Genomic DNA, 24400 nt, shown 5'->3' with positions numbered 1-24400 from the left:
GTTTACGAAAGCATTCCCTTGCAGGAGTGAGCCCTGTGGCGAGGGGATTTATCCCCGATCGACTGCGCAGCAGTCGCGAAATCATTACATGCGGTATTTCAGACACTGCACCGCTGCAACTTTCCGGGGTCGCTTCGCAACCCATCGGGGATGAATCCCCTCACCACAAAGGCTCACTCCTACAGGGGCCAAGCATTACTTGGCCGACTGAACTGCCGCGCCGAGTTTCTTCGCCGCATCGGCCGGGTCGGCTTTCGGGTCGTTGATGTAGTTGGTGACTACGTCAAAGAACGCGCCCTGCACCGCCAGCGTGGTCGCCATGTTGTGCGCCATGCTTGGTTGCAGGCCACCGGACTTGGCGTCCGCCAGGAAGTCCTTGGCAGCGGTCTGTGCGCAGGAGTCGAAGCCGAGCTTGTCCATGTTGTTCAACATGTCGTTGCGCACCGGGATAGAGCCTTTGTTGATGCTGAAGACTTTCTGGAAGTTCTCACCCAGCACGACTTTGGCGATGTCCTGCTGACCGGCCGCAGTGCCTGCGTCCTTCTGCTTGAACACGGCCAGCGAGTCGATGTTGTAGGTGAACGCCTTGTCGGTGCCCGGGAACGCTACGCACTCGTAGTCCTTGCCGGCGACTTTCTTGGCAGCAGTCCATTCGGACTTGGCCCAGTCACCCATGATCTGCATGCCGGCCTTGCCGTTGATGACCTTGGCCGCTTCGAGGTTCCAGTCCTGGCCTTTGCCGTCCGCGTCCATGTAGGTCGCGACTTTCTTCAGCTCAGTGAGCGCCTTGACCATTTCCGGGCCGGTCAGCGCCTTGTTGTCGAGATCGACCAGAGCTTTCTTGTAGCCATCCACGCCCATGACCGAGAGCACCACGGCTTCGAACACGGTGCTGTCCTGCCAAGGCTGACCGCCGTGGGCCAGCGGAATGAAGCCCGCCGCTTTCAGCTTGTCGCCGGCCGCGTAGAACTCTTCGAGGGTGGTTGGATTCTTGGTGATGCCGGCTTTCTTGAAGACTTCCGGGTTGATCCACAGCCAGTTCACGCGGTGAATGTTCACCGGCACGGCCACGTAATCACCTTCGTACTTCACGGTATCGGAGACTTTCTTGTCGAGCAGGCTGTCCCACTTTTCCGACTTGGCGACGTCTTTCAAAACGTCGGTGTCGAGCAGACCGGTCGACGCCCATTCCTGGATGTCCGGGCCTTTGATCTGCGCTACGCCTGGCGGGTTGCCGGCAACGGCACGGCTTTTCAGCACGGTCATGGCAGTCGCACCGCCACCACCGGCGACAGCGCCGTCCTTCCAGGTGAAACCGTCTTTTTCGACTTGGGCCTTGAGCACATCGACAGCGGCTTTTTCGCCACCGGAAGTCCACCAGTGCACGACTTCGACCGAACCTTTGGAATCGGCGGCGGAGACACTGAGCGGCAGGATTGCGAGCGGGAACAGGGAGGCGACAGAAATGACAGTAGCGAGGCGAGAAATCGCATTCATTCGAGATGTACCTTTCTTGTTGTTATGCATTGCAAGTCTGGTGCTTGCGCTGCACGGAGTTTAAACAGAGCGTTTCGCTTCGCAGGTAACGAAGGGACGCGTAAATGTCACGACATGGTTACACAGCAACAGGCCGGGACGACTGCGCCAAAGCCGTGGCCATGCTTGGCGCCAGCGGCAATCGTGGAATCAGCACAGCCTGCCAGGCGTGATACAGATCGGGCTTGCCCGGCCAGATATCGGCACTCGGCACATTCTGCGGATTGAGTTCGTGGTACCAGCTGCCGTTGCAGCGGTCGATGAAATTCGTCTCGCAGAACTCCCAGAACAGCCGGTACCAGGTTTCGTATTGCCCGTCGCCGGTGCGTTTGAGCAAGGCGCTGGCGGCGGCGCTGGCTTCGGCGTGCGTCCAGTGCAGGCGATGGCGAACGACGGCTTTGTTGTGCCAGTCGAGGGTGTAGACGATGCCCGGCGCGCCATCGACATCCCAGCCGTGGCGGCAATTGTTTTCGAAGAGTTTTTGCGCATCCAGGGCCAGCCAGCCCGGCGTGAGCATGCCGGCCTTCACCCGTGCGGCCTCGAGGTGCAACAGCAAGCGCGCCCATTCGAAACCATGGCCCGGCGTGGTGCCGTAAGGACGGAAACCGTCAGCCGGATTGTCGTGGTTGTATTCGCGCAGCGGTTGCCAGTCGCGATCGAAGTGTTCGATGACCATGTAATCGTTGGCTGCAGCGTGGCCATGGATCACCCGCTCGACGATGCGCTGGGCGCGCACCAGCCAGCGCGGATCTTCGGTGACATCGGCCAGCGCGAGGAATGCTTCGGTCGCGTGCATGTTGCTGTTGGCGCCGCGATAGGCTTCTTCTTCGCTCCAGTCGCGGTTGAAGAATTCGCGCATGGCGCCCTCTTCTTCGCTCCAGAAATAAGTGTCGATGATGTCGATTGCGTCATCGAGCAAAGCCTGGGCGCCGGGCCGTTGCGCGACCACGGCAGAGCTGGCGGCGAGTGCGACAAAGGCGTGCAGATAGGCGTTCTTGCCGGTGTTGTCGTCACGATGCTGGGCAACCGCAAACCAGCCGCCATGCAGCGCATCACGCAGCGGCCCGCGCAACGCGGCGATACCGTGGTCGACCAGCTCGGCAAACCCCGGCAGGCCCTGAATGTGCGCCATGGCGAAACTGTGGGTCATGCGCGCGGTGTTCATGGTTTCGGCTCGTGCGTGCGCCGGCAAACGGCCGCGTTCGTCGAGGTTGCCGAAGCCTTCGGGCAGTCGTGATGCCTTGGCGAAATCCAGCAGACGCAGGCCTTCGGCGGCTAGCCATTGCTGGTGGGCAGGGGCGTTCAGCCAACTGCTGAAGTCTGGATGAAAGGTGTCCATGGCGTGACCCTTTTTTGTTGTTAGGACTGCGGGCAGTCTAAACAACGGGCCGGGGCGGGCTTGTAACGAAGGGGACGGGGTTTGTCACTGGCTCGTGACAAAAGAGAAGAGCAAAAGCACCCTCACCCCAACCCTCTCCCGGAGGGAGAGGGGGCCGACCGAGGTGTCTTGCGTCCTCCGTCGACCTGAAAAATATTGGCGATTATGGATTCACCACCGCATTTACAGGTCAGCGCACCTCAGCAGCATCCCCCAATCGGTCCCCTCTCCCTCTGGGAGAGGGCTAGGGTGAGGGGCTTTTCGGGGCTAATCCACAGACCGAGGCAACTGCAACGTCACCCGCAACCCACCCTCACGCAGGTTCTGCAACGTCACCTCGCCGCCGTGGCTATGGGCGATGTTGCGCGCAATGCCCAGACCGAGTCCGTAGCCCTGCTGCTGTCCCGCCAAACGGAAGTGCGGTTCGAACACTTGCTCCAACCGTTGCTGCGGCACACCCGGCCCTTCATCGTCGACGTGCAAAACGAAGGCGCTGTCATCGTCATCGATGTGCAGATGCGCGTTCTGCCCGTACTTCAAGGCGTTGTCGATCAGGTTGCCGATGCAGCGCTTGAGCGCCAGCGGTTTGCCCGGATACGCCGAGAGCGCGCGGCCATGCTGGGTGACGCGGCCATTGCCGTTCGGCGCCAGATACGGCTCGACCAGGCAATCTAGGACATGGTTGAGATCCACCGGCTCGATGTTCTCGTGGATGTCGGTGTCTTTCACGCATTGCAACGCGCCTTTGACCAGCAGCTCCAGCTCATCCAGATCGCGGCCGAACTTGGCTTGCAGCTGTTCGTCTTCGAGCAGCTCGACGCGCAAGCGCAGGCGGGTGATCGGCGTGCGCAGGTCGTGGGAAATCGCGCTGAACAACTGGCTGCGCTCGGTCAGGTAGCGGCTGATGCGTTCGCGCATGGTGTTGAACGCGCGGCCGACTTCGACCACTTCACTGCCACCGCCCTCCGCCACCGGCTCGACGTCGGCGCCCAGCGACAGATCCCGCGCCGCCCGCGCCAGACGCTTGAGCGGCCGGCTCTGCCAGTGCACCAGCAGGCCGATGAACAACAACAGAAAGCCGCTGGTGAGGACGATAAACCACACCTGCTGCGCCGGCAGGCCTTGTTCTTCGAGACTGGTGTACGGCTCGGGCAGCAATGAGGCGATGTACAGCCATTCGCCCGGGGCCATTTGAATCTGCGTGACCAGTACCGGCGGATTCACCGGCTCCAGGGTCAGGGCGTAATGCGCCCAGGAGCGCGGCAATTCATCAAGTTTCAGCCCGGCGTTGAAAATCCGCAGGTCTTCAGGGCTGACGAAGGTCACCGAAATATCCGTGTCATGGCCCAGAGACTGGCGCAGCACTTCGTCCACCGCTTGCATCACCGCAGCCTTGCGCGGCGTCACCGGCAGCACGTCCATGCCCAGCGGCTTATCGTTGAGGGTCACGACAAACCGGGTACCGCCCATGCTGCGCAACTGGTCGAGCACCAGCGGTCGATAGGCCACCGGCAGGGAACGGAAATAGCTGACGCTGGCGGTCATCGAATGCGCCAGGCTACGGGCGCTGGTGACCAAGCCTTCGAGCTGGGTGGCGCGCAGTTGCGACACCCAGATCACGCTCGACAGCGTTTGCGCGAAGAGCACCGCCAGCAGGGTCAGCAGCAGCATCCGCCCGAGCAGTGAGCGCGGCACCGGTATGCGGTTGGCAAATTTGCGTAGCGACTCAGTGAGCATTGCCGGCAACCACATTGGCTGCCAACTGATAACCGCTGCCACGCACGGTGCGAATCAAGCGTGGCGGTTTTTCGGTGTCGCGCAGGCGTTGGCGCAAACGGCTGACGGCCATGTCGACGATGCGATCGAGCGGCATCAGATCGCGGCCACGGGTGGCGTTGCCGATGGTGTCGCGGTCGAGGATTTGCTGCGGATGATCGAGGAACAGTTTCAGCAGGGCGAAATCGGCGCCGGAAAGAATCACTTCCTCGCCGTCGGTGTGGAACAGCCGATGACTGACCGTGTCCAGGCGCCAGTCGTCGAAGACCAGCACTTCGCTGCCGCTGCGTTCGTGGGCGAATTGCGCGCGACGCAGCAGGGCCTTGATCCGCGCTTGCAGTTCGCGCGGGCTGAACGGTTTGCCGAGGTAGTCGTCGGCGCCGAGTTCCAGACCGATCACCCGGTCGGCTTCGTCGGAACTGGCGGTCAGCATGATGATTGGCACCTGTGCCTGACGCGGGTGCTGGCGTACCCAACGGCACAGGCTGAAGCCGTCTTCGTCGGGCAGCCTGACATCGAGGATCACCAGATCGCTCGGCGCCTCGTTGAGCGCCTGACGAAAACCGGCACCATCGGCGGTGGCCCGCACCTGGAACCCGGCGCGGGTCAGGTAGGTTTCCAGCAACTCGCGTATTTCCTGGTCGTCATCGACCAACAATATCGACTTGTTGACTGAGCTCACTTCGAAGGCATCCTTGTTGTTGGAGTTGGGGCGGATTATGCCTTAAGCATCAAACTAACAGACACTACAGAAACCCTTGTGGGAGCGAGCCTGCTCGCGAATCGGTTTTAACATTCAACAGATCTGTTGACTGACACACCGCTTTCGCGAGCAGGCTCGCTCCCACAATTGGATTGCATTTCAGGTCGGGATTGATTGATCCAGCGCCACACCGGCACCAACGAGGCCGGAGTACGGCGCCGTCACCAGCCACACCGGGATGCCTTTGAAGTAATCGCTCATGCAGCCTTTGTCGGCGAAGCAGCGGGCGAAGCCGCTGGCGAGGAAGAAATCGGCGAAGCGGGGAATCACCCCGCCAACGATAAACACCCCGCCGCGCGCGCCAGTGGTAAGCACGTTGTTGCCGGCGACGCGGCCGAGCCAGCAGCAGAACTGCTCGAGCACTTCCAAAGCGATCGGGTCACCGGCAAGGCCAGCGGCGGTGATCGCTTCCGGCGTTTCAAGCGTAGGCTCATGACCATCCACCGCGCAGATCGCCCGGTACAGCCGAGGCAGGCCGCCGCCGCTCAACGCGGTTTCCGCGCTGACATGGCCGATCTCGTTGTAGATGTGTTGCCACAGTTGCGTTTCGCGTGGACTGCTCAGCGGCAGGTCGACGTGGCCGCCCTCGCCCGGCAACGCGGCAAAGCGCCCTTCGCCGAGATCGAGCAAGGTGCCGACACCCAGGCCAGTGCCGGGGCCGATCACCACCGCCGGGCGCAACGGCTCCGGCGTGCCTTCGCAGACCACGCGGAATTCGCCCGGCTGCAAGCGGGTCATGCCCAGCGCCATCGCCGAGAAGTCGTTGGTCAGCAACAACTGCTCGACCTGCAAGGTCTTGCAAAACGCGCTGCGGCTGAGCCGCCAGTGGTTGTTGGTGAACTTGAATTCATCGCCACTCACCGGACCTGCCACCGACAGGCACACTGAACCGATCGAACCCGGCGCCAGGCCGAGCCCGCTCAGGTACAGAGCGATTGCCTCTTCCGGGCTGGCGAAGTCGGCCGTGGCCAGCACCTGAACCGATTGCAGTTGCTGGTTTTGCCACAACGCGAACCGCGCGTTGGTGCCTCCGATGTCGCCGACCAAAGCCAGTTTCAATTAAGCGTCTCCAGGGCAGAAGTGAAGGCGCTGGCGCCCTGCTCCGCCGAGCTGAAGGCCATGCGCATGAAGCCAAACAGCTCGCGGCCGCTGCCAATGTTGTTGCCCAACAGGCCCTTGGCAGGTTCGCGCGCTGCAAATTCGGCGGCGTCGACCTTCAGTTCCAAGGTGCCTTTGACGCCATCGACGCGGATGATATCGCCCTCTTGCACGCGCGCCAAAGCGCCACCGACATAAGCTTCCGGGCTGACGTGAATCGCTGCGGGGATTTTCCCCGACGCGCCGGACATGCGCCCGTCAGTCACCAGCGCGACTTTGAAGCCGCGATCCTGCAGTACGCCGAGGAACGGCGTCATCTTGTGCAGCTCCGGCATGCCGTTGGAGCGCGGCCCTTGGAAGCGCATCACGGCGACAAAATCCTTCTCCAGCAGACCGGCCTTGAATGCGTCCGCCAGGTCTTGTTGATCCTGGAAGACCATCGCCGGTGCTTCGACGATCTGGTTCTCCAGCGCAACGGCGGAAACCTTCATCACGCCGCGACCGAGGTTGCCTTCCATCACCCGCAGTCCGCCTTCTTGCGAGAACGCACGGGACACCGGACGCAGAATGTTTTCGTCGAGGCTGTCGGTCGGGCCTTCACGCCAGACCAACTCACCGTTATCAAGGAACGGCTCTTTGGTGTACTGGCTCAGGCCATGGCCGAGCACGGTGTTGACGTCTTCATGCAGCAGGCCGGCGCCGAGCAGTTCGCGAATCAGGAACGACATGCCGCCCGCTGCCTGGAAGTGGTTGATGTCGGCTTTGCCGTTCGGATAGACGTGGCTCAGGGTCGGGACGACTTCGGAAAGGTCGGCCATGTCCTGCCAGGTCAGTTGAATGCCAGCGGCCATGGCGATGGCCGGCATGTGCAGAGTGTGGTTGGTCGAGCCGCCGGTGGCGTGCAGGGCAACGATGGAGTTGACCAGCGCCTTTTCGTCGACGATTTCGCCGATCGGCATGAAGTTGCCGTTCTGCTTGGTCAGGCGCGTGACCTGATGCGCGGCTTCGCGGGTGAGCGCGTCGCGCAGCGGCGTGTTCGGGTTGACGAAAGACGCGCCCGGCAAGTGCAGGCCCATGACTTCCATCAGCAACTGGTTGGTGTTGGCGGTGCCGTAGAAGGTGCAGGTGCCCGGGCTGTGGTAGGACTTCATCTCCGATTCCAGCAGCTCTTCGCGGGTCGCCTTGCCTTCGGCGTACTTCTGGCGGACGTCGGCTTTTTCCTTGTTGGAAATCCCCGACACCATCGGCCCGCCCGGTACGAAAATGGTCGGCAGATGACCGAAACGCAGCGAACCCATCATCAGGCCCGGAACGATCTTGTCGCAGATGCCGAGCATCAGCGCGCCATCGAACATGTTGTGCGACAGCGCCACCGCCGTGGACATGGCGATCACTTCGCGGCTCGGCAGGCTCAGTTCCATGCCCGGCTCACCCTGGGTCACGCCATCGCACATCGCCGGAGTGCCGCCGGCGAACTGGCCGACCGAGCCGATCTCGCGCAGGGCGTTCTTGATTTGTTGGGGGAAAACTTCGTACGGCTGGTGCGCCGAAAGCATGTCGTTATACGAAGACACAATGGCGATGTTCGCCGAGTTCATCATCCGCAGGCTGTGCTTGTCTTCAGTGCCGCAACCGGCCACGCCGTGGGCGAAGTTGGCGCATTGCAGCTTGCCGCGCATCGGGCCGTCGGTGGCGGCGCCGCGAATCAATGCAAGGTAAGCCTGACGCGTGGCGCGGCTGCGGGCGATAAGCCGTTCGGTGACCTCAAGAACGCGGGGATGCATGTGTAGAACTCCAGGCTAACGGATGTGGCGACCTGATTGTCTATGCTGATCAAACGCCGTTGTTGTTGGAATGACAGACGGCTTTTTTGACCATTCGGACCAGTTGATTCAGGTCACTCGTTGTAGATAAAACAAAATATTGCCACTAAAAAGGCTTGTTTTCTATTTTTATGCGAATAATCTTGTAATTCCAACAACAAAACGACGGCGGCGCTGTTCCATGACTCTTCGAATCGCAATCAATGGTTTTGGCCGCATCGGCCGTAATGTCCTGCGCGCACTGTATACCCAAGGCTATCGTCAAGACCTGCAGATCGTCGCGATCAACGATCTGGGTGACAGTTCGATCAATGCCCATCTGCTCAAATACGACACCGTTCACGGCACTTTCGACGCCGAAGTGGCGCACGATAACGAGAGCCTGACGGTCAATGGCGACCGCATCGCGGTCAGCGCCATTCGCAACCCGGCCGACCTGCCGTGGGCCGCAGAAAAAATCGACGTAGTGTTCGAATGCACCGGTCTGTTCACCGACCGTGCCAAAGCCGCCGCGCATATCAGCGCCGGCGCCCGCAAGGTGATCATTTCTGCCCCGGCCAAAGGCGCCGACGCCACCGTCGTTTATGGCGTCAACCACGACATTCTGCGTCAGTCGCACCAGATCATTTCCAACGCTTCGTGCACCACCAACTGCCTGGCGCCAGTGGCGCAGGTGCTGCATCGCGAGCTGGGGATCGAAAGCGGCCTGATGACCACCATCCACGCCTACACCAACGACCAGAACCTCACCGACGTCTATCACAGCGACCCGTACCGCGCCCGTTCCGCCACGCAGAACATGATCCCGAGCAAGACCGGCGCAGCCGAAGCGGTAGGCCTGGTGCTGCCGGAACTGGCGGGCAAATTGACCGGCATGGCTGTGCGCGTACCGGTGATCAATGTGTCGCTGGTCGACCTCACCGTGCAACTGAAGAAAGAAGCCAGTGCCGACGAAGTCAACGCCCTGCTAAAAGCGGCCAGCCAGCACTCGAAGATTCTCGGTTACAACACCTTGCCGCTGGTTTCCAGCGACTTCAACCACAACCCGCTGTCGTCGATCTTCGACGCCAACCACACCAAAGTCAGCGGCAAGTTGCTGAAAGTGCTGGCCTGGTACGACAACGAATGGGGCTTCTCCAACCGCATGCTGGATAACTGCCTGGCGTTGTGTAACGCCGAATAATCCCGGCCGGTCCCCAATCCCTGTGGGAGCGAGCCTGCTCGCGAAAGCTATCTGTCAGTCAATATGGAGCTGACTGACACAACGCCTTCGCGAGCAGGCTCGCTCCCACAGGAGATCCGATTTCAATTTGAAATCAGCGCTTGACCATTTAGCTGGATGATAAGCATTATCATTCGCTCGAAATGGATCAGGTCCTCCCGTGAGTCAATCGCGCTTCAACCACGTCTTCCTCGCCCAGCGCACTTCCCTGCTGCGCACGCTGGAACGGATGGTCAACAATCACAGCACCGCTGAAGACCTGTTGCAGGAGACCTACCTGCGCGTGACCCGGGCGTTGAGCGAACGGGCCATCGATCACCTTGAACCCTTTGTCTTCCAGACCGCGCGCAATCTGGCACTGGATCATTTGCGTGCGCGCAAGATTCATGCGCGGACCATGGTCGATGACGTACCTCAGGACGTGGTGCAGAGCATCGCCGCGCCCGCCAGCAGCGCCGAAGACGCCGCCCATGCCGAACAACTGCTGGAGCGTTTGAACGTGAGCCTCAGCCAACTCAGCCCGCGCCAGCAACAGATCTTCATCCTCAGCCGCCTGCACGGGCACAGTTATCAGGAAATCGCTGATGAACTTAATGTTTCGCTGAGCACCGTGCAGAAAGAACTGAAACTGATCATGTCGATCTGCATCGGTGTTGCCGAACGACATAACGGCAGCGGCAAGCTTTGAGCTGCAAGCTACAAGTAAAAACAAAAAGCGGTAACGCATCCGGCTTGCAGCTTGCAGCTTGAAGCTAGAAACTGCTTCGCCAGAAGCCCTGAGGAACCACCGTGACGGACACCCACCGCTCGCCTTCGCCCGATTCGGCGCGGGACGCTGCAGCTGCAATGGACCAGGCGCTGGACTGGCTCATCGTGCTCGGCAGCCCGGATGAGGAACAGACCCGGCAATTTCATGCCTGGCTGGCGGCTGATTCGTTGAATGCCGAGGCGTTCGCCAAGGCCCAGGCCATCTGGGACGGCCCGCAAGTCGCACTGTGCGCCGAGGCTCTGGCGACAAAGCCGGTAAAAATCACCTTCCTCAAACGCTTGCGCCCGCACTGGAAACCGCTGGCCACCGCTGCGGTGCTGATCCTCGGGCTGTTCAGTTTCAGTAATTTGCCGATGCGCATTCAAGCGGATCACCTCACCGTGGTTGGCGAGCGTCAGCGGCTGCAACTGGAGGACGGTTCGAAGGTCCTGCTCAATACCAATTCGGCGTTTTCCAGCACCATCAACGATCAACAGCGCGTGGCCCGACTGTTTCAGGGCGAGGCGTTTTTCGAGATCGCCAGCGGGCGCAATCAGCCGCTGGAGATCGACGCAGGTCCGGTAACGGCCAGCGTCCACGACACCGCATTCTCCGTGCGCTACCTCGACGGGGTCGCGCAAGTGAATGTGCAGCGTGGCGATGTCGATCTGCGCGCCACCCACAACGATGCCAGGGTGCGCCTGCGCGCCGGGGAGAGCATTCGCATCGGCCCCAACGGTTTTGATCGCCCGGCCAAGCTCGACGCCAATGCCGATCTGGCCTGGGTTGAAGGCCGCCTGGTGTTCGAGAACTGCCCGCTGAATCAGGTGCTGGCCGAGCTGCGCCGCTACTACCCGGGCTGGATCATCAACAACAACGAGCAACTGGCCGACGTCGCCGTCACCGGCAATTACCGTCTCGACCAGCCGCTCGACGTGGTCCGCTCCCTCGCCCACATCACCTCGGCGCGCCTGCAGGAATTCCCGGCGCTGGTGATCCTTAACTGAATGAGAATTATTTTTACTCGATAGCCAGCGACAGTACGTCTCGTTATAGCCAATGCAATTGATTCGCATCTAACCATGCCGATCAGCACCTATAAAGATTCGTGCGACACGGAGCGCTATCGATGTCCTCACGCCTTACCCGCCAGACTGCTTCCCCTTCCCGCGTACTGTCGCTGCTGACTGCGGCCATCCTGATGGCTGGCACCGCACCGCTGCTGGCGGCCACCGAGCAACCGACGCGCAACATGGGCGATTACGCGTTCGCCATCGGCCAGCAACCACTGGTTTCGGCACTGAATGCCTTCACCGCCGTGACCGGTTGGCAGGTCGGCTTGCCGGCAGAGTTGGGGCAGAACGTTTCGTCGCCGGGCGTGCGCGGTTCGCTGCCGCCGGAGAAAGCCCTCGAGCGCCTGTTGGTGGGGACCAACCTGAGCTTTCGCAAGCTGAGCAACAACAATGTCGTGCTGGAAAAACGCAACAGCAGCGGCACGCTCAATCTCGATCAGGTGACCATCAGCGCCACTCGCCAGGAACAGTCGGTCAACAGCGTGCCCTCGACCGTCAGCGTGCAGGAGCGCCAAGCGCTTGACCGCAACAACGTCAACACCATCAAGGATCTGGTGCGCTACGAACCGGGCGTTTCCGTTGGCGGTGCCGGTCAGCGCGGCGGCATCAGTGGCTACAACATTCGCGGTATCGACGGCGACCGCATCCTGACTCAAGTCGATGGCGTGGAAATCCCCAACGGCTTCTTCAACGGCCCCTACGCCAAAAGCCAGCGCAACTACGTCGACCCGGAAATCGTCAAACGCGTGGAAATTCTGCGTGGCCCGGCCTCGGTGCTGTACGGCAGCAACGCTATCGGCGGCGCGGTCAGCTACTACACGCTGGACGCCGACGACATCATCAAACCGGGCAAGGACGTCGGCGCGCGTCTGAAAAGCGGTTACAGCTCCGCCGACGACAGCTGGCTGAAATCCGCCACCGTCGCTGGCCGCAGCGGTGAGTTCGACGGCTTGCTGCATTACAGCCAGCGCGACGGTCACGAAAGCGAATCGTTCGGCGGCAACAATGGCACCGGCCTTGCGCGCACCGCCGCCAACCCGGAAGACGTGCGCGCAACCAACGTCCTGGCCAAGCTCGGCTGGAACTACAACGACGATTCGCGCCTGGGCCTGACCTACGAAAAGTACAAGGACGATCGCGACACCGATCAGAAAAGTGCCTACGGCGGCCCGTACTTCAATGGCGCGCCGACCATTCCGAGCAGCGTCCTGCCCGGCGGCATGTACCAGTGGCGCACCGGTAACGACACCATCACCCGCGAGCGTTTCGGCATCGAACACGCGTTCGCCCTCGACAGCCTGCTGGCCGATAACGCCAAGTGGAGCCTCAATCACCAGATCGCCAAGACCGACCAGAGCACCGAAGAGTTGTACTACCCGATCACCCGTAAAGTGCAGCGTACCCGCGACACGCTCTACGAAGAAAAACAGTGGGTGTTCGACGCGCAACTGGACAAGGCTTTCGCCATCGGTGACACCGATCACCTGCTGACTTACGGCACCACGATCAAACAGCAGAAAGTCACCGGCTCGCGCAGCGGCGACGGCACGTGTGTGGCCGTCGGTCGCGGCTGCACGGCGATTGGCGCGACGAGTCCGGCAGATGTGCTGGCCAAGGCCACTGATTTCCCCGATCCGACCATCAACACCTACAGCCTGTTTGCTCAGGATCAGATCAGCTGGAACGACTGGACCTTCCTGCCGGGCCTGCGCTACGACTACACCCAGCTCAAGCCGCACATCACTGAAGAGTTCCTCAACACCGTGAACGCCGACGGCCAGGGCACGGTCAGCGACAAGAACAAGACCTGGCACAAGGTGTCGCCGAAATTCGGCCTGACCTATGCACTGACGGACAACTACACCTGGTACGGCCAGTACGCCGAAGGCTTCCGCACGCCCACGGCAAAATCGCTGTACGGGCGTTTCGAGAACAACACGACCGGCTACACCGTAGCGCCCAACTCCGACCTCGAGCCGGAAAAGAGCAAAGGCTTCGAAACCGGCCTGCGCGGGAATTTCGAGCAGGGCTCGTTCGACGTCGCGGTGTTCTATAACAAGTACCGCGACTTCATCAACGAGGACGCGGTCAAGCCGGGCGACGATCAGTTGACCTTCCAGAGCAACAACATCAAGCGCGCCACCATCAAGGGTGCGGAAGTCAAAGGTCGCTTGAACCTGGATGCGTTCGGCGCGCCGCTAGGCCTGTATACCCAAGGCTCGATCGCCTACGCCTACGGTCGCAACAACGACAGCGGCGAGCCGATCAACAGCGTCAATCCGCTCACCGGCGTGTTCGGTCTCGGTTACGACCAGGACACCTATGGCGGCCTGCTGAGCTGGACCGTGGTGAAGAAAAAGGACCGCGTCGACGACAGCAACTTCAAGTCGCCGGACGGCGTCAGCAGTCAGTTCAAGACCCCGGGCTTCGGCATTCTCGATCTGGCCGGCTATTACAAGGTGACCGACGACGTCACCGTCAGCGGCGGCGTCTACAACCTGACCGACAAGAAGTACTGGCTGTGGGATGACGTGCGCGGTTACGACAGCGTCGGCGAAGCCTCGGTGACGCAACCGGCCAACCTCGATCGGCTGACCCAACCGGGACGCAACTTCGCGATCAACCTGATCTGGGACATCTGATCCGCCCGGCCTCACTGCGCGAGTTCTCGCCGCGCAGTGAGGTTTTTTTACTGTCCGGCGCCCGCCCGTACGTCTTGTTATCAAGCGCCTCATTTATCAAGGACACCCCATGACTACCCCGGAAAAAGCCCTGCGTTCGCAACGCCTGAACCAGATAACCCACGAGCCGCACAGCAAACTCGATGCGCTGGTCAAAGCCCACGCACCATTCGAAACCCGCGCCAGCTTCGCCCGTTTCGTCGTCGCGCAGTACCTGTTCCAGGCGGAACTGGTCGAGCTGTACAACGATGCCGAACTGACCGCGATCGTCCCGGATCTACCGGCCCGTTGCCGCGCCGAAGCGGCCAAGGCTGACCTCGCCGACCTCGACACCGAAGTCCCGGCCCCGGTGGCCGGCGCGCTGAAAAACCCGAGCAAGGCACGGGCGCTGGGCTGGATCTTCGTGTCGGAGGGTTCCAAGCTCGGCGCGGCGTTTTTGATCAAGCGTGCGGTGGCACTGGAACTGAGCGAAACCTTTGGCGCCCGGCATTTGGCTGAACCGCAAGGTGGCCGCGCCGAGGGCTGGAAAAGCTTCGTACGCACCCTCGATGCGTTGCCGTTCACGGCAGAGGAAGAGGCGGAAGTTGAGCAAGGTGCGCTGGATGCATTCAACCGCTTCACCGTGCTGCTGGAACGGGCTTATGCCATAGAAGCCGAAGTGGCCTGAAGCAACTCTTATCACTTGTGGGAGCGAGCCTGCTCGCGAAGACGGCAGCACATTCAACATCAATGTGCCTGATCAACCGCTTTCGCGAGCAGGCTCGCTCCCACAGAGCTCACCACAAATCTGTAAGATCCCCGTTCCGCTTCAGAAGCCGCCGCTGAGCCCATGCCCGCACCCGCCCCATCAAAACTCGCCCGTCTGCTGTTCGGCCTGCTGGCCTATGTCAGCCTCGGCATTGGCCTTGTCGCCATCGTCGTGCCCGGTCTGCCGACCACCGAGTTCATCCTTTTAGCCGCGTGGGCCGCGACCCGCAGTTCGCCGCGCCTGAGTGCGTGGCTGGAAAATCATCGCCTGTTCGGGCCGATCCTCAGTAACTGGCGCAACGGCAGGATCATCGCGCGCAAGGCCAAAGTCAGTGCCACCCTCAGCATGCTGCTGTGCGCCACTTTGATGCTGGTGATGCTCGATCACGGCTGGCCGATCTATCTGGCGATTGCCGGCATGGGCCTGGGCAACCTGTGGATCTGGTCGCGCCCGGAGACGCCCATCGCTGTAGTGAAACATCCCTGTAATTAAAGCCTTTTCAGCACTTTCCCCTGCGCAAACGTTTAGCGGCGACCGTCCGTCGGCAAGCGCCTCATGCCGTTTCGCTTAACGCCGATGAGGATTGAATGGCGCTGAATGGATTTGGCAAACCGGGCTTCAGGCCCAGCCACCTGTTTATTCCATTCGCGAGATCGCCCCATGTTCGACTCTCTTTCCATTCGCCTGAAAATCGTCCTGCTCTCCGGCCTGTGCCTGCTCGGAGTGGTGGTGCTGATCGTCAGCATGAACATCTACCAGACCAACCAGAACGACGCGCTGGTCAGTCAATCCAGCAACCAGTTACTGACCGCCAGCGTGCAGAACCTGCTGCAGGCCAAGGCCGCCGAGCAAGCGGTGCGGGTGCAGAAAACCTTTGGTGAAAGCCTGCTGGTGGTTACCGCCCTCGCCGACCAGATCAAGGATCTGCGGACGATGGCGGCCAAGCGTTCGCTCGAAGCCGGCGCTGTTCGTGAAGAGTTGAACCAGAGCCTGAAAACCGCCTTCGAGCGCAACGATAAAGTCCTCGGCATCTGGCTGGCCTTCGAACCCAACGGCCTCGACGGCAAGGACAGCGAATTCGCCAACGATGCCGCGCGGCAGTCCAACGAAGCCGGGCGCTTCGCCTCGTACTGGAGCCGTGCCGCCGGCGCCGCGCTGAATACGATCATGGTCGAGGACGACCTGACCAAGACCACCCTCAGCGTCAGCGGCACGCCGTACAACAGTTGGTACACCTGCCCTCGCGACAACAAGCGCACCTGCCTGCTCGACCCGTATGCCGACACCGTCGGTGGCAAGGAAATGCTCATGACGACCATTTCCGTGCCAGTGATGGTCGACGGCAAAGCGATCGGTGTGGTCGGTGTCGACATCGCGCTCGACGCCCTGCAAGCCGCCGCTGTCGACTCGCAGCGCAGCCTGTTCAACAACGCCGGGCATATGCTGATCGTCTCCGGCAGCGGTGTGCTGGCGGCCGACAGTGCTGACGCGACGCGGGTCGGCAAAAAAATCGGCGACACCCTCGGCGCCGATGGCAAGGATGTATTGCAACTGGTCGGCAGCGGTACGGCGAAAATTCTCCAACAGGGCGAGCTGATTCGCGCGGTTTACCCGGTCGACCCGATCGGCAATTCGCGCGCCTGGGGCGTGGTCATCGACCTGCCCGAGCACGTGCTGCTGGCCGACTCGGTGAAACTTCAAGCGGTGCTGGATGACGCGCAACAAACCGGCGTCATCACTGCCCTGCTGGTGGCGGGCGTGGCCGGTCTGGTCGGCCTGCTGCTGATCTGGCTCACCGCCTCCGGCGTCACCCGTCCGATCAACAGCGTTGCTGAGATGCTGAAGAACATCGCCAGCGGCGAAGGCGATCTGACCCAGCGCCTGAACTACAGCAAGAAAGATGAACTGGGCGAACTGGTGAACTGGTTCAACCGCTTCCTCGACAAGCTGCAACCGACCATCGCGCAGATCAAACAGAGCATCACCGAAGCGCGCGGCACGGCCGATCAGTCGTCGGAAATTGCCCGCCAGACCAGCGAAGGCATGCAGGTGCAGTTCCGCGAAATCGATCAGGTCGCCACCGCGTCCAACGAAATGAGCGCCACCGCCCACGACGTCGCCAACAGTGCCTCGAACGCGGCCAATGCGGCCAAGGGTGCCGATCAGTCGGCGAAGGACGGTATGGCGATCATCGAGCGCAGCACCCGCGACATCAATCAACTGGCCGATGAGGTGAGCAAAGCAGTTACCGAGGTCGAAGCGCTGGCAGTGAACAGCGAGCAGATCGGCTCGGTGCTGGAAGTGATTCGCAGCATCGCCGAACAGACCAATCTGCTGGCCCTCAACGCTGCTATCGAAGCCGCCCGGGCCGGCGAAAGCGGTCGCGGTTTTGCCGTGGTCGCCGATGAGGTGCGCAACCTGGCCAAGCGCACGCAGGATTCGGTGGAAGAAATCCGCATCGTCATTGAGCGCATCCAGACCGGTACCCGTGGCGTGGTCGCCACCATGCACTCGAGCCAGACCCAGGCGCACAACAACGCCGGGCAGATTCGTCAGGCCGTTGATGCGCTGGGCAAGATCAGCGACGCGGTGACGGTGATCAGCGACATGAACCTGCAGATCGCCAGTGCCGCCGAAGAGCAAAGCGCCGTGGCCGAAGAGGTCAACCGCAACGTCTCGGCGATTCGCACCGTGACCGAAACCCTGACCGAGCAGGCCACCGAATCGGCAGCGATCAGCAGCCAGCTCAACAGCCTGGCGAGCCAGCAGATGAAATTGATGGATCAGTTCCGCGTGTAACGGCCCAGCATAAATCCCTGTGGGAGCGAGCCTGCTCGCGAAGCGGTCGTCATATCCAACATCCGTGTTGACTGACACGACGCCTTCGCGAGCAGGCTCGCTCCCACTGGGGAAACGGGTTCACATCCTGGTTTCATCTAAACCGCGATTCTTTTGCACTATCATCGCCCTCTCGTTCCGGAGGGCCTTCGATGACTGATCTGCTCACGTCCATCCAAACCGCACTCGGCCTGCCTCGCACGCCCATCCCCTTCAACGGTGAAGGCGCGTTGCCCTCGGCGTTCGCAGTCACTGAACTGGCCTGCGCCAGCATCGCCGTTGCCGGGCAAGCGCTCAGCGAATTGCTTCACCAGCAAACCGGGCACTTGCCTGCGGTTGCAGTCGACCGGCGCCTGGCCTCGTTCTGGTTCTCCACCTCGCTTCGCCCGATCGGCTGGCAGGTACCGCCGTTATGGGACGCGATCGCCGGCGACTATGCGACCCGGGACGGCTGGATCCGTCTGCACACCAACGCTCCGCATCACCGCGCCGCCGCTGAACGCGTGCTCGGTGCCTGCGCCGACCGCGCCGCAATGGCGGCAAAAGTCGCGCAATGGGACAGTGCGGATCTGGAACAAGCAGTGGTCGACGCCAACGGCTGCGCCGCCGAGATGCGCAGTTGGGCGCAGTGGCAGCAGCATCCGCAGGGGCTGGCGGTGAATGCCGAAGCGCTGGTGCAATTCAGCGAGCAGACGGACGAGAACCGCAGCCCATGGCAAGGCTCGCTCGCACGACCTCTGGCCGGGATCAAGGTGCTCGACCTGACCCGCGTGCTCGCCGGTCCCAGCGCCAGCCGCTTTCTCGCCGGGCTCGGCGCAAACGTGCTGCGCATCGATCCACCGAGCTGGAACGAACCCGGCGTCGTTCCGGAAATGACTGTCGGCAAGCGCTGTGCGCGGCTGGATCTGCAAGTGCCAGCGGATCGCGCAGTGTTCGAAGGTTTATTGCAAGACGCCGACATCTTGCTCCACGGCTATCGCGCCGATGCGCTGGAACATCTGGGGTTTGGTATTGAACGCCGAAGGCAACTGGCACCGGGGCTGATCGACGTCTGCCTCAATGCCTACGGCTGGAGCGGCCCCTGGCAGAACCGCCGGGGCTTCGACAGCCTGGTGCAGATGAGCAGCGGCATCGCCGAGGCCGGACAGCGCTGGAAGCACAGCGATAAACCGACGCCACTGCCGGTGCAGGCACTGGATCATGCGACCGGGTATCTGATGGCGGCGAGTGCAATAAGGCTGCTGACTGAACGACTGGCCAGCGGTCGCGGGGGTTCGGCGCGGTTGTCGCTGGCGCGGACGGCGAAACTGTTGGTCGAGCATGGGCCGGGGATGCTTGATCCGCTGCGGGCCGAAGACGCGCTGGATCAGGATCCGGCGATTGAACACACCGCGTGGGGGCCGGCGCGGAGGTTGCGCGTGCCGCTGCAGATCAGCGGGACGGCGGTGCGGTGGAATTGGCCGGCGACGGAGTTGGGCTCGCATCCTCCGTGTTGGCCATGAGAAGCCCCTCACCCTAGCCCTCTCCCAGAGGGAGAGGGGACTGATTGGGGGATATTGGAGAGTTACGCCGACGTGCAAGATTTTCGTCGAATCCATAATCGACTCGATCGCTTAGGTCGATGTATAGCGCCAGACACCTCGGTCGGTCCCCTCTCCCAGAGGGAGAGGGGACTGATTGGGGGATATTGGAGAGTTACGCCGACGTGAAAGATTTTCGTCGAATCCATAATCAACTCGATCGCTCAGGTCGATGTATAGCGCCAGACACCTCGGTCGGTCCCCTCTCCCAGAGGGAGAGGGGACTGATTGGGGGATATTGGAGAGTTACGCCGACGTGAAAGATTTTCGTCGAATCCATAATCGACTCGATCGCTCAGGTCGATGTATAGCGCCAGACACCTCGGTCGGTCCCCTCTCCCAGAGGGAGAGGGGACTGATTGGGGGATATTGGAGAGTTACGCCGACGTGAAAGATTTTCGTCGAATCCATAATCAACTCGATCGCTCAGGTCGATGTATAGCGCCAGACACCTCGGTCGGTCCCCTCTCCCTCTGGGAGAGGGCTAGGGTGAGGGGCTGCTTTTCAGATCACAACGACAACACCCCGCTATACAACCCATACGCCGCCAGCCCCGCCCCGATCACCACGCAAGCAAAAATCCCCTTTTCCACCGTAGTGAAAACCGGTTGCTCCTGTTCACGCTTGGCCTTGGCAAACAGGATCACCCCCGGCGCATACAGCAGCGCCGACAGCAGCAGATATTTCACTCCCCCGGCATACAACAGCCACACCGCGTAAACCAGGGCGATGCCGCCGATCAGCAGATCCTTGGTACGTTCCGCCGAGGCGTGTTCGTAGGTTTCGCCGCGCCCGCTGAGCAGCACCGCGTAGGCCGCCGACCACAAATACGGCACCAGAATCATCGACGACGCCAGATAGATCAGACTGGTGTAAGTCCCCGCCGAGAACAGTGTGATCAGCAGGAAAATCTGGATCATCACATTGGTCAGCCACAGCGCGTTGACCGGCACGTGGTTCTTGTTTTCCTTCTTCAGGAACGCCGGCATGGTTTTGTCTTTGGCCGTGGCGAAGAGGATTTCCGCGCACAGCAAGGCCCATGACAACAACGCGCCCAACAGCGAAATCGCCAGTCCGATGCTGATCAGCAACGCACCCCACGGCCCGACGATGTGCTCGAGCACCGCTGCCAGTGATGGGTTTTGCAGATTGGCCAGTTCCGGTTGACTCATGATCCCCAGCGACAGCACGTTGACCAGCACCAGCAGCGCCAGCACGCCGATAAAACCGATGACCGTGGCACGGCCGACGTCGCTGCGTTTTTCTGCGCGAGCCGAATAGACGCTGGCGCCTTCGATGCCGATGAACACGAACACGGTGACCAGCATCATGTTGCGCACCTGGTCCATCACCCCGCCGAAGTTCGGGTTGCTGCGGCCCCAGATGTCACGGGTGAAGATGTCAGCCTTGAATGCTACGGCAGCGATGACGATGAACATGATCAACGGCACGACCTTGGCCACAGTGGTCAACTGGTTGATCAGCGCTGCCTCCTTGATCCCGCGCATCACCAGAAAATGCACCGCCCACAACAGCACTGAAGCGCAGCCGATGGCGATCGGCGTGTTGCCCTGACCGAACACCGGGAAGAAATAACCGAGGGTGCTGAACAGCAACACAAAATAGCCGACGTTGCCCAGCCAGGCGCTGATCCAGTAACCCCACGCCGACGAAAAGCCCATGTAGTCGCCGAACCCGGCCTTGGCGTAGGCGTAGACGCCCGAGTCCAGCTCCGGTTTGCGATTGGCCAGGGTCTGAAAGACGAAGGCCAGCGTCAGCATGCCGATTGCGGTGATGCCCCAGCCGATCAGGATCGCCCCGGCATCGGCGCGCGCCGCCATGTTTTGCGGCAACGAGAAAATCCCCCCGCCGATCATCGACCCCACCACCAGCGCGATCAACGCACCAAGGCGCAGCTTTTGCGTCGGTTGCGACATGCAGATCTCCTTGAAAGAGCCGTTGTTGTTTATTTGTAACAACAGCCGACTAAAAGCCTAAGGGTAGATGACGTTTATCAGGTAATGGCCAATTTCGCACCGTTATATATAGCCGACCACGATAACGCTTAGCACGTTAAGTCAGTTTTGTGCGCCAATCCTGATTATTCAATTCTGTACTGAAAACAGATGACGGACATTTGCCAAACGCGGAAAAGCAACTAGCGTCATAGTTCGAAAGCATTAATTGCTATTCCCAATTGCGTCAGCGAAACGGCTCTGGGACGGGCCTTCCAGAGCACAGTGTTATGCCCGCAACGGGTGGATAAGTCATTCATTAACAATGGAATGTGGCCATGCACTGATCCAAGTCAGCTATTCGAACAGACAACGGTACTAGGCTGTGAGCTCTCCTTTCCTGCAATGGAGTCATGCAAATGTCTGAAGCGCCCGGAAAACTAAGACTCGGTGCACTGGTTGCACTGGTAGTCGGTTCAATGATCGGTGGCGGGATATTTTCGTTGCCACAAAACATGGCCGCCAGCGCCGACGTCGGTGCAGTGCTGATCGGCTGGGCCATCACCGCAGTCGGCATGCTCACCCTCGCATTTGTTTTTCAAACCCTCGCCAATCGCAAGCCTGACCTGGACGGCGGGGTCTACGCCTACGCCAAGGCCGGATTCGGCGACTACATGGGTTTCTCATCCGCCTGGGGTTACTGGATCAGCGCCTGGCTGGGCAACGTCGGCTACTTCGTTCTGCTGTTCAGCACCCTCGGCTACTTCTTTCCGATCTTCGGCGAAGGCAACACGCCGGCGGCGGTGATCGGCGCGTCCTTGCTGCTGTGGGGCGTGCATTTCCTGGTGTTGCGCGGGATCAAGGAAGCGGCGTTCATCAACCTGGTGACCACCGTCGCCAAGGTCGTACCGCTGCTGCTGTTTGTGCTGATTGCGGTCTTCGCGTTCAAACTGGACATCTTCACCGCCGACATCTGGGGCGTGAAAAACCCCGATCTGGGCAGTGTGATGAACCAGGTGCGCAACATGATGCTGGTCACCGTCTGGGTGTTCATCGGTATCGAAGGCGCGAGCATCTTCTCCGCCCGCGCCGAGAAACGCTCGGATGTCGGCAAGGCCACCGTGATCGGCTTCATCACCGTGCTGCTGTTTCTGGTGCTGGTGAACGTGCTGTCGCTGGGCATCATGACCCAGCCGGAACTGGCCAAACTGCAGAACCCGTCGATGGCCGCCGTGCTTGAGCATGTGGTCGGTCACTGGGGGGCGGTGCTGATCAGCGTCGGCTTGATCATCTCGCTGCTCGGTGCGCTGCTGTCGTGGGTGCTGCTGTGTGCGGAGATCATGTTCGCCGCCGCCAAAGACCACACCATGCCGGAGTTTCTGCGCAAGGAAAACGCCAACCATGTGCCGGTCAACGCCCTGTGGCTGACCAACGCGATGGTGCAGGTGTTCCTGATCATCACCCTGTTCTCGGCCAGCACTTACCTGTCACTGATCTACCTCGCCACCTCGATGATTCTGGTGCCGTACCTGTGGTCAGCGGCCTATGCCCTGCTGCTGGCGGTGCGCGGTGAGAGCTACGAAGGCTTCGCCGCCGAGCGGCGCAAGGATCTGATCATCGGCGGTATCGCCCTGATCTACGCGGTGTGGTTGTTGTATGCCGGCGGGGTCAAGTACCTGCTGCTGTCGGCCCTGCTCTACGCGCCCGGCGCGATCCTGTTCGCCAAGGCCAAGCTGGAACTCAAACAACCGGTTTTCACCAACGTCGAGAAGCTGATTTTCGCCGCAGTGGTCGTGGGCGCCGTGGTGGCGGCCTACGGTCTCTACGATGGCTTCCTGACGCTGTAACCCCTGATTGAATTGTCATCTGGAGGAACACAGAAATGACCACGGAAAAAGTGAAGTACGGCGTCCACTCCGAAGCCGGGAAACTGCGTAAAGTCATGGTTTGCTCCCCAGGTCTGGCCCATCAGCGGCTGACCCCGAACAACTGCGATGAACTGCTGTTCGATGACGTGCTGTGGGTGGCGCAGGCCAAGCGCGATCATTTCGACTTCGTCACCAAGATGCGCGAGCGCGGCATCGACGTGGTGGAAATGCACAACCTGCTGACCGACATCGTTGCCATCCCCGAAGCGCTGGACTGGATTCTTGAGCGCAAAGTCACTGCCGACTCGGTGGGCCTGGGCCTGATCAGCGAAGTGAAATCCTGGCTGAAAAGCCTCGAGCCACGCCACATCGCCGAATTCCTGATTGGCGGCGTGTCGGCCGATGATCTGCCGGACAGCTTCGGTGGCAAGACCATCCAGATGTTCCGCGACTTCCTCGGCCACTCCAGCTTCATCCTGCCGCCGCTGCCCAATACCCAGTTCACCCGCGACACTACCTGCTGGATCTACGGTGGCGTGACGCTGAACCCGATGTACTGGCCGGCGCGCCGTCAGGAAACCCTGCTGACCACCGCCATCTACAAATTCCATCCGCAATTCACCAACGCCGAATTCGAGATCTGGTACGGCGACCCGGACAAGGACCACGGCAACTCCACCCTTGAGGGCGGCGACGTCATGCCGATCGGCAACGGTGTGGTACTGATCGGCATGGGCGAGCGTTCATCGCGTCAGGCCATCGGCCAACTGGCGCTGAACCTGTTCAACAACAAAGCAGTGGAAAAAGTCATCGTCGCCGGCCTGCCGAAATCCCGCGCGGCAATGCACCTGGACACCGTGTTCAGCTTCTGCGACCGCGACCTGGTGACGATCTTCCCGGAAGTGGTCAACCAGATCGTCGCCTTCACCCTGCGTCCTGACGAAACCAAACAGGGCGGCATCGACATCCGCCGCGAAGAAGGCAGCTTCCTCGACACCGTCGCTGCGGCGCTCAATCTGCCGAAACTGCGCGTGGTGGAAACCGGCGGCAACAGCTTCGCCGCCGAACGCGAGCAATGGGACGACGGCAACAACGTGGTGGCCATGGAACCGGGCGTGGTCATCGGCTACGACCGCAACACCTACACCAACACCCTGCTGCGCAAGGCTGGCGTGGAGGTCATCACCATCAGCGCCGGCGAACTCGGCCGAGGCCGTGGCGGCGGCCACTGCATGACCTGCCCGATCATCCGCGACCCGATCGACTACTAATCTTTGAGCCTTCGCCGCGACTTATCGAGCGCGGCCAAGGGG

The 24400-nt window shown here is 61.1% G+C and carries 17 protein-coding genes and 1 pseudogene; 11 read left to right on the top strand and 7 right to left on the bottom strand.

The genetic code is table 11. The annotated features are described in order from the left end of the window. Nucleotides 1-195: 195 nt before the first annotated feature. The 6 genes from CKW30_RS17990 to edd form a co-directional block, all read right to left on the bottom strand. Nucleotides 196-1497, bottom strand: coding sequence for an ABC transporter substrate-binding protein (locus CKW30_RS17990; protein WP_095181486.1), 1302 nt, complete (start codon nucleotides 1495-1497; stop codon nucleotides 196-198). A 118-nt stretch (nucleotides 1498-1615) separates the two neighbouring features. Further along, nucleotides 1616-2875 carry an AGE family epimerase/isomerase gene (locus tag CKW30_RS17985; protein WP_095181485.1) on the bottom strand — a complete coding sequence of 420 codons (1260 nt, stop codon included), beginning with the start codon at nucleotides 2873-2875 and terminating at the stop codon, nucleotides 1616-1618. A gap of 306 nt (nucleotides 2876-3181) precedes the next feature. After that, nucleotides 3182-4651, bottom strand: a complete 1470-nt coding sequence (locus CKW30_RS17980) for an ATP-binding protein (protein WP_016773530.1) — start codon at nucleotides 4649-4651, stop codon at nucleotides 3182-3184. Beyond that, nucleotides 4641-5372, bottom strand: coding sequence for a response regulator (locus CKW30_RS17975; protein WP_095181484.1), 732 nt, complete (start codon nucleotides 5370-5372; stop codon nucleotides 4641-4643). Before CKW30_RS17975 ends, CKW30_RS17980 begins: the two co-directional genes overlap by 11 nt. Nucleotides 5373-5552: 180 nt before the next feature. Beyond that, entirely contained in the window at nucleotides 5553-6512 is a 960-nt protein-coding gene (locus tag CKW30_RS17970) for a glucokinase (protein ID WP_056787957.1), read from the bottom strand. Then, nucleotides 6509-8335 (bottom strand): phosphogluconate dehydratase, encoded by a 1827-nt coding sequence (gene edd / locus CKW30_RS17965; RefSeq protein ID WP_016773527.1) that lies wholly within the window; start codon nucleotides 8333-8335, stop codon nucleotides 6509-6511. Before edd ends, CKW30_RS17970 begins: the two co-directional genes overlap by 4 nt. Before the next feature lie 220 nt (nucleotides 8336-8555). On the opposite strand from edd, the gene gap reads away from it, so the two are divergent. The 9 genes and pseudogenes from gap to CKW30_RS17925 all read left to right on the top strand — a co-directional run bounded on the left by gap (nucleotide 8556) and on the right by CKW30_RS17925 (nucleotide 19186). After that, a complete protein-coding gene (gene gap, locus CKW30_RS17960; protein WP_016773526.1) occupies nucleotides 8556-9557 on the top strand; it encodes a type I glyceraldehyde-3-phosphate dehydrogenase in 1002 nt (333 codons plus the stop codon). 199 nt (nucleotides 9558-9756) lie between these two features. Beyond that, entirely contained in the window at nucleotides 9757-10284 is a 528-nt protein-coding gene (locus tag CKW30_RS17955) for an RNA polymerase sigma factor (protein ID WP_095181483.1), read from the top strand. Between the two features lie 101 nt (nucleotides 10285-10385). Further along, nucleotides 10386-11351: a FecR domain-containing protein gene (locus CKW30_RS17950; RefSeq protein WP_095181482.1), complete on the top strand. Its 966-nt coding sequence runs from the start codon at nucleotides 10386-10388 to the stop codon at nucleotides 11349-11351. A gap of 122 nt (nucleotides 11352-11473) precedes the next feature. Further along, nucleotides 11474-14059, top strand: a complete 2586-nt coding sequence (locus tag CKW30_RS17945; RefSeq protein ID WP_095181481.1) for a TonB-dependent receptor — start codon at nucleotides 11474-11476, stop codon at nucleotides 14057-14059. 109 nt (nucleotides 14060-14168) lie between these two features. Further along, a complete protein-coding gene (locus tag CKW30_RS17940; RefSeq protein ID WP_095181480.1) occupies nucleotides 14169-14765 on the top strand; it encodes a biliverdin-producing heme oxygenase in 597 nt (198 codons plus the stop codon). Between the two features lie 162 nt (nucleotides 14766-14927). After that, nucleotides 14928-15338: a YbaN family protein gene (locus CKW30_RS17935; protein ID WP_056787946.1), complete on the top strand. Its 411-nt coding sequence runs from the start codon at nucleotides 14928-14930 to the stop codon at nucleotides 15336-15338. Between the two features lie 105 nt (nucleotides 15339-15443). Beyond that, a pseudogene (locus CKW30_RS27915) lies at nucleotides 15444-16739 on the top strand (chemotaxis protein); the annotation flags it as partial. 150 nt (nucleotides 16740-16889) lie between these two features. Beyond that, nucleotides 16890-17645 carry a methyl-accepting chemotaxis protein gene (locus CKW30_RS27910; RefSeq protein WP_371699605.1) on the top strand — a complete coding sequence of 252 codons (756 nt, stop codon included), beginning with the start codon at nucleotides 16890-16892 and terminating at the stop codon, nucleotides 17643-17645. Between the two features lie 191 nt (nucleotides 17646-17836). Beyond that, nucleotides 17837-19186, top strand: a complete 1350-nt coding sequence (locus tag CKW30_RS17925) for a CoA transferase (RefSeq protein ID WP_095181478.1) — start codon at nucleotides 17837-17839, stop codon at nucleotides 19184-19186. 587 nt (nucleotides 19187-19773) lie between these two features. Here the strand turns inward: CKW30_RS17925 and arcD (CKW30_RS17920) are convergent. Next, the gene (arcD, locus tag CKW30_RS17920; RefSeq protein WP_095181477.1) at nucleotides 19774-21201 is read right to left on the bottom strand and encodes an arginine-ornithine antiporter; all 1428 of its coding nucleotides are present in this window, start codon (nucleotides 21199-21201) and stop codon (nucleotides 19774-19776) included. 437 nt (nucleotides 21202-21638) lie between these two features. On the opposite strand from arcD (CKW30_RS17920), the gene arcD (CKW30_RS17915) reads away from it, so the two are divergent. Both arcD (CKW30_RS17915) and arcA read left to right on the top strand, forming a co-directional pair. Then, nucleotides 21639-23066 carry an arginine-ornithine antiporter gene (gene arcD, locus CKW30_RS17915; RefSeq protein WP_041479781.1) on the top strand — a complete coding sequence of 476 codons (1428 nt, stop codon included), beginning with the start codon at nucleotides 21639-21641 and terminating at the stop codon, nucleotides 23064-23066. A gap of 35 nt (nucleotides 23067-23101) precedes the next feature. After that, nucleotides 23102-24358, top strand: coding sequence for an arginine deiminase (gene arcA, locus CKW30_RS17910; RefSeq protein WP_095181476.1), 1257 nt, complete (start codon nucleotides 23102-23104; stop codon nucleotides 24356-24358). Nucleotides 24359-24400: the final 42 nt, after the last annotated feature.

This window comes from Pseudomonas sp. Irchel 3F6, from assembly GCF_900187595.1.
Taxonomy (GTDB): Bacteria; Pseudomonadota; Gammaproteobacteria; order Pseudomonadales; family Pseudomonadaceae; genus Aquipseudomonas; species Aquipseudomonas siliginis.
This window is presented reverse-complemented; position numbering and strand designations above follow the sequence as displayed.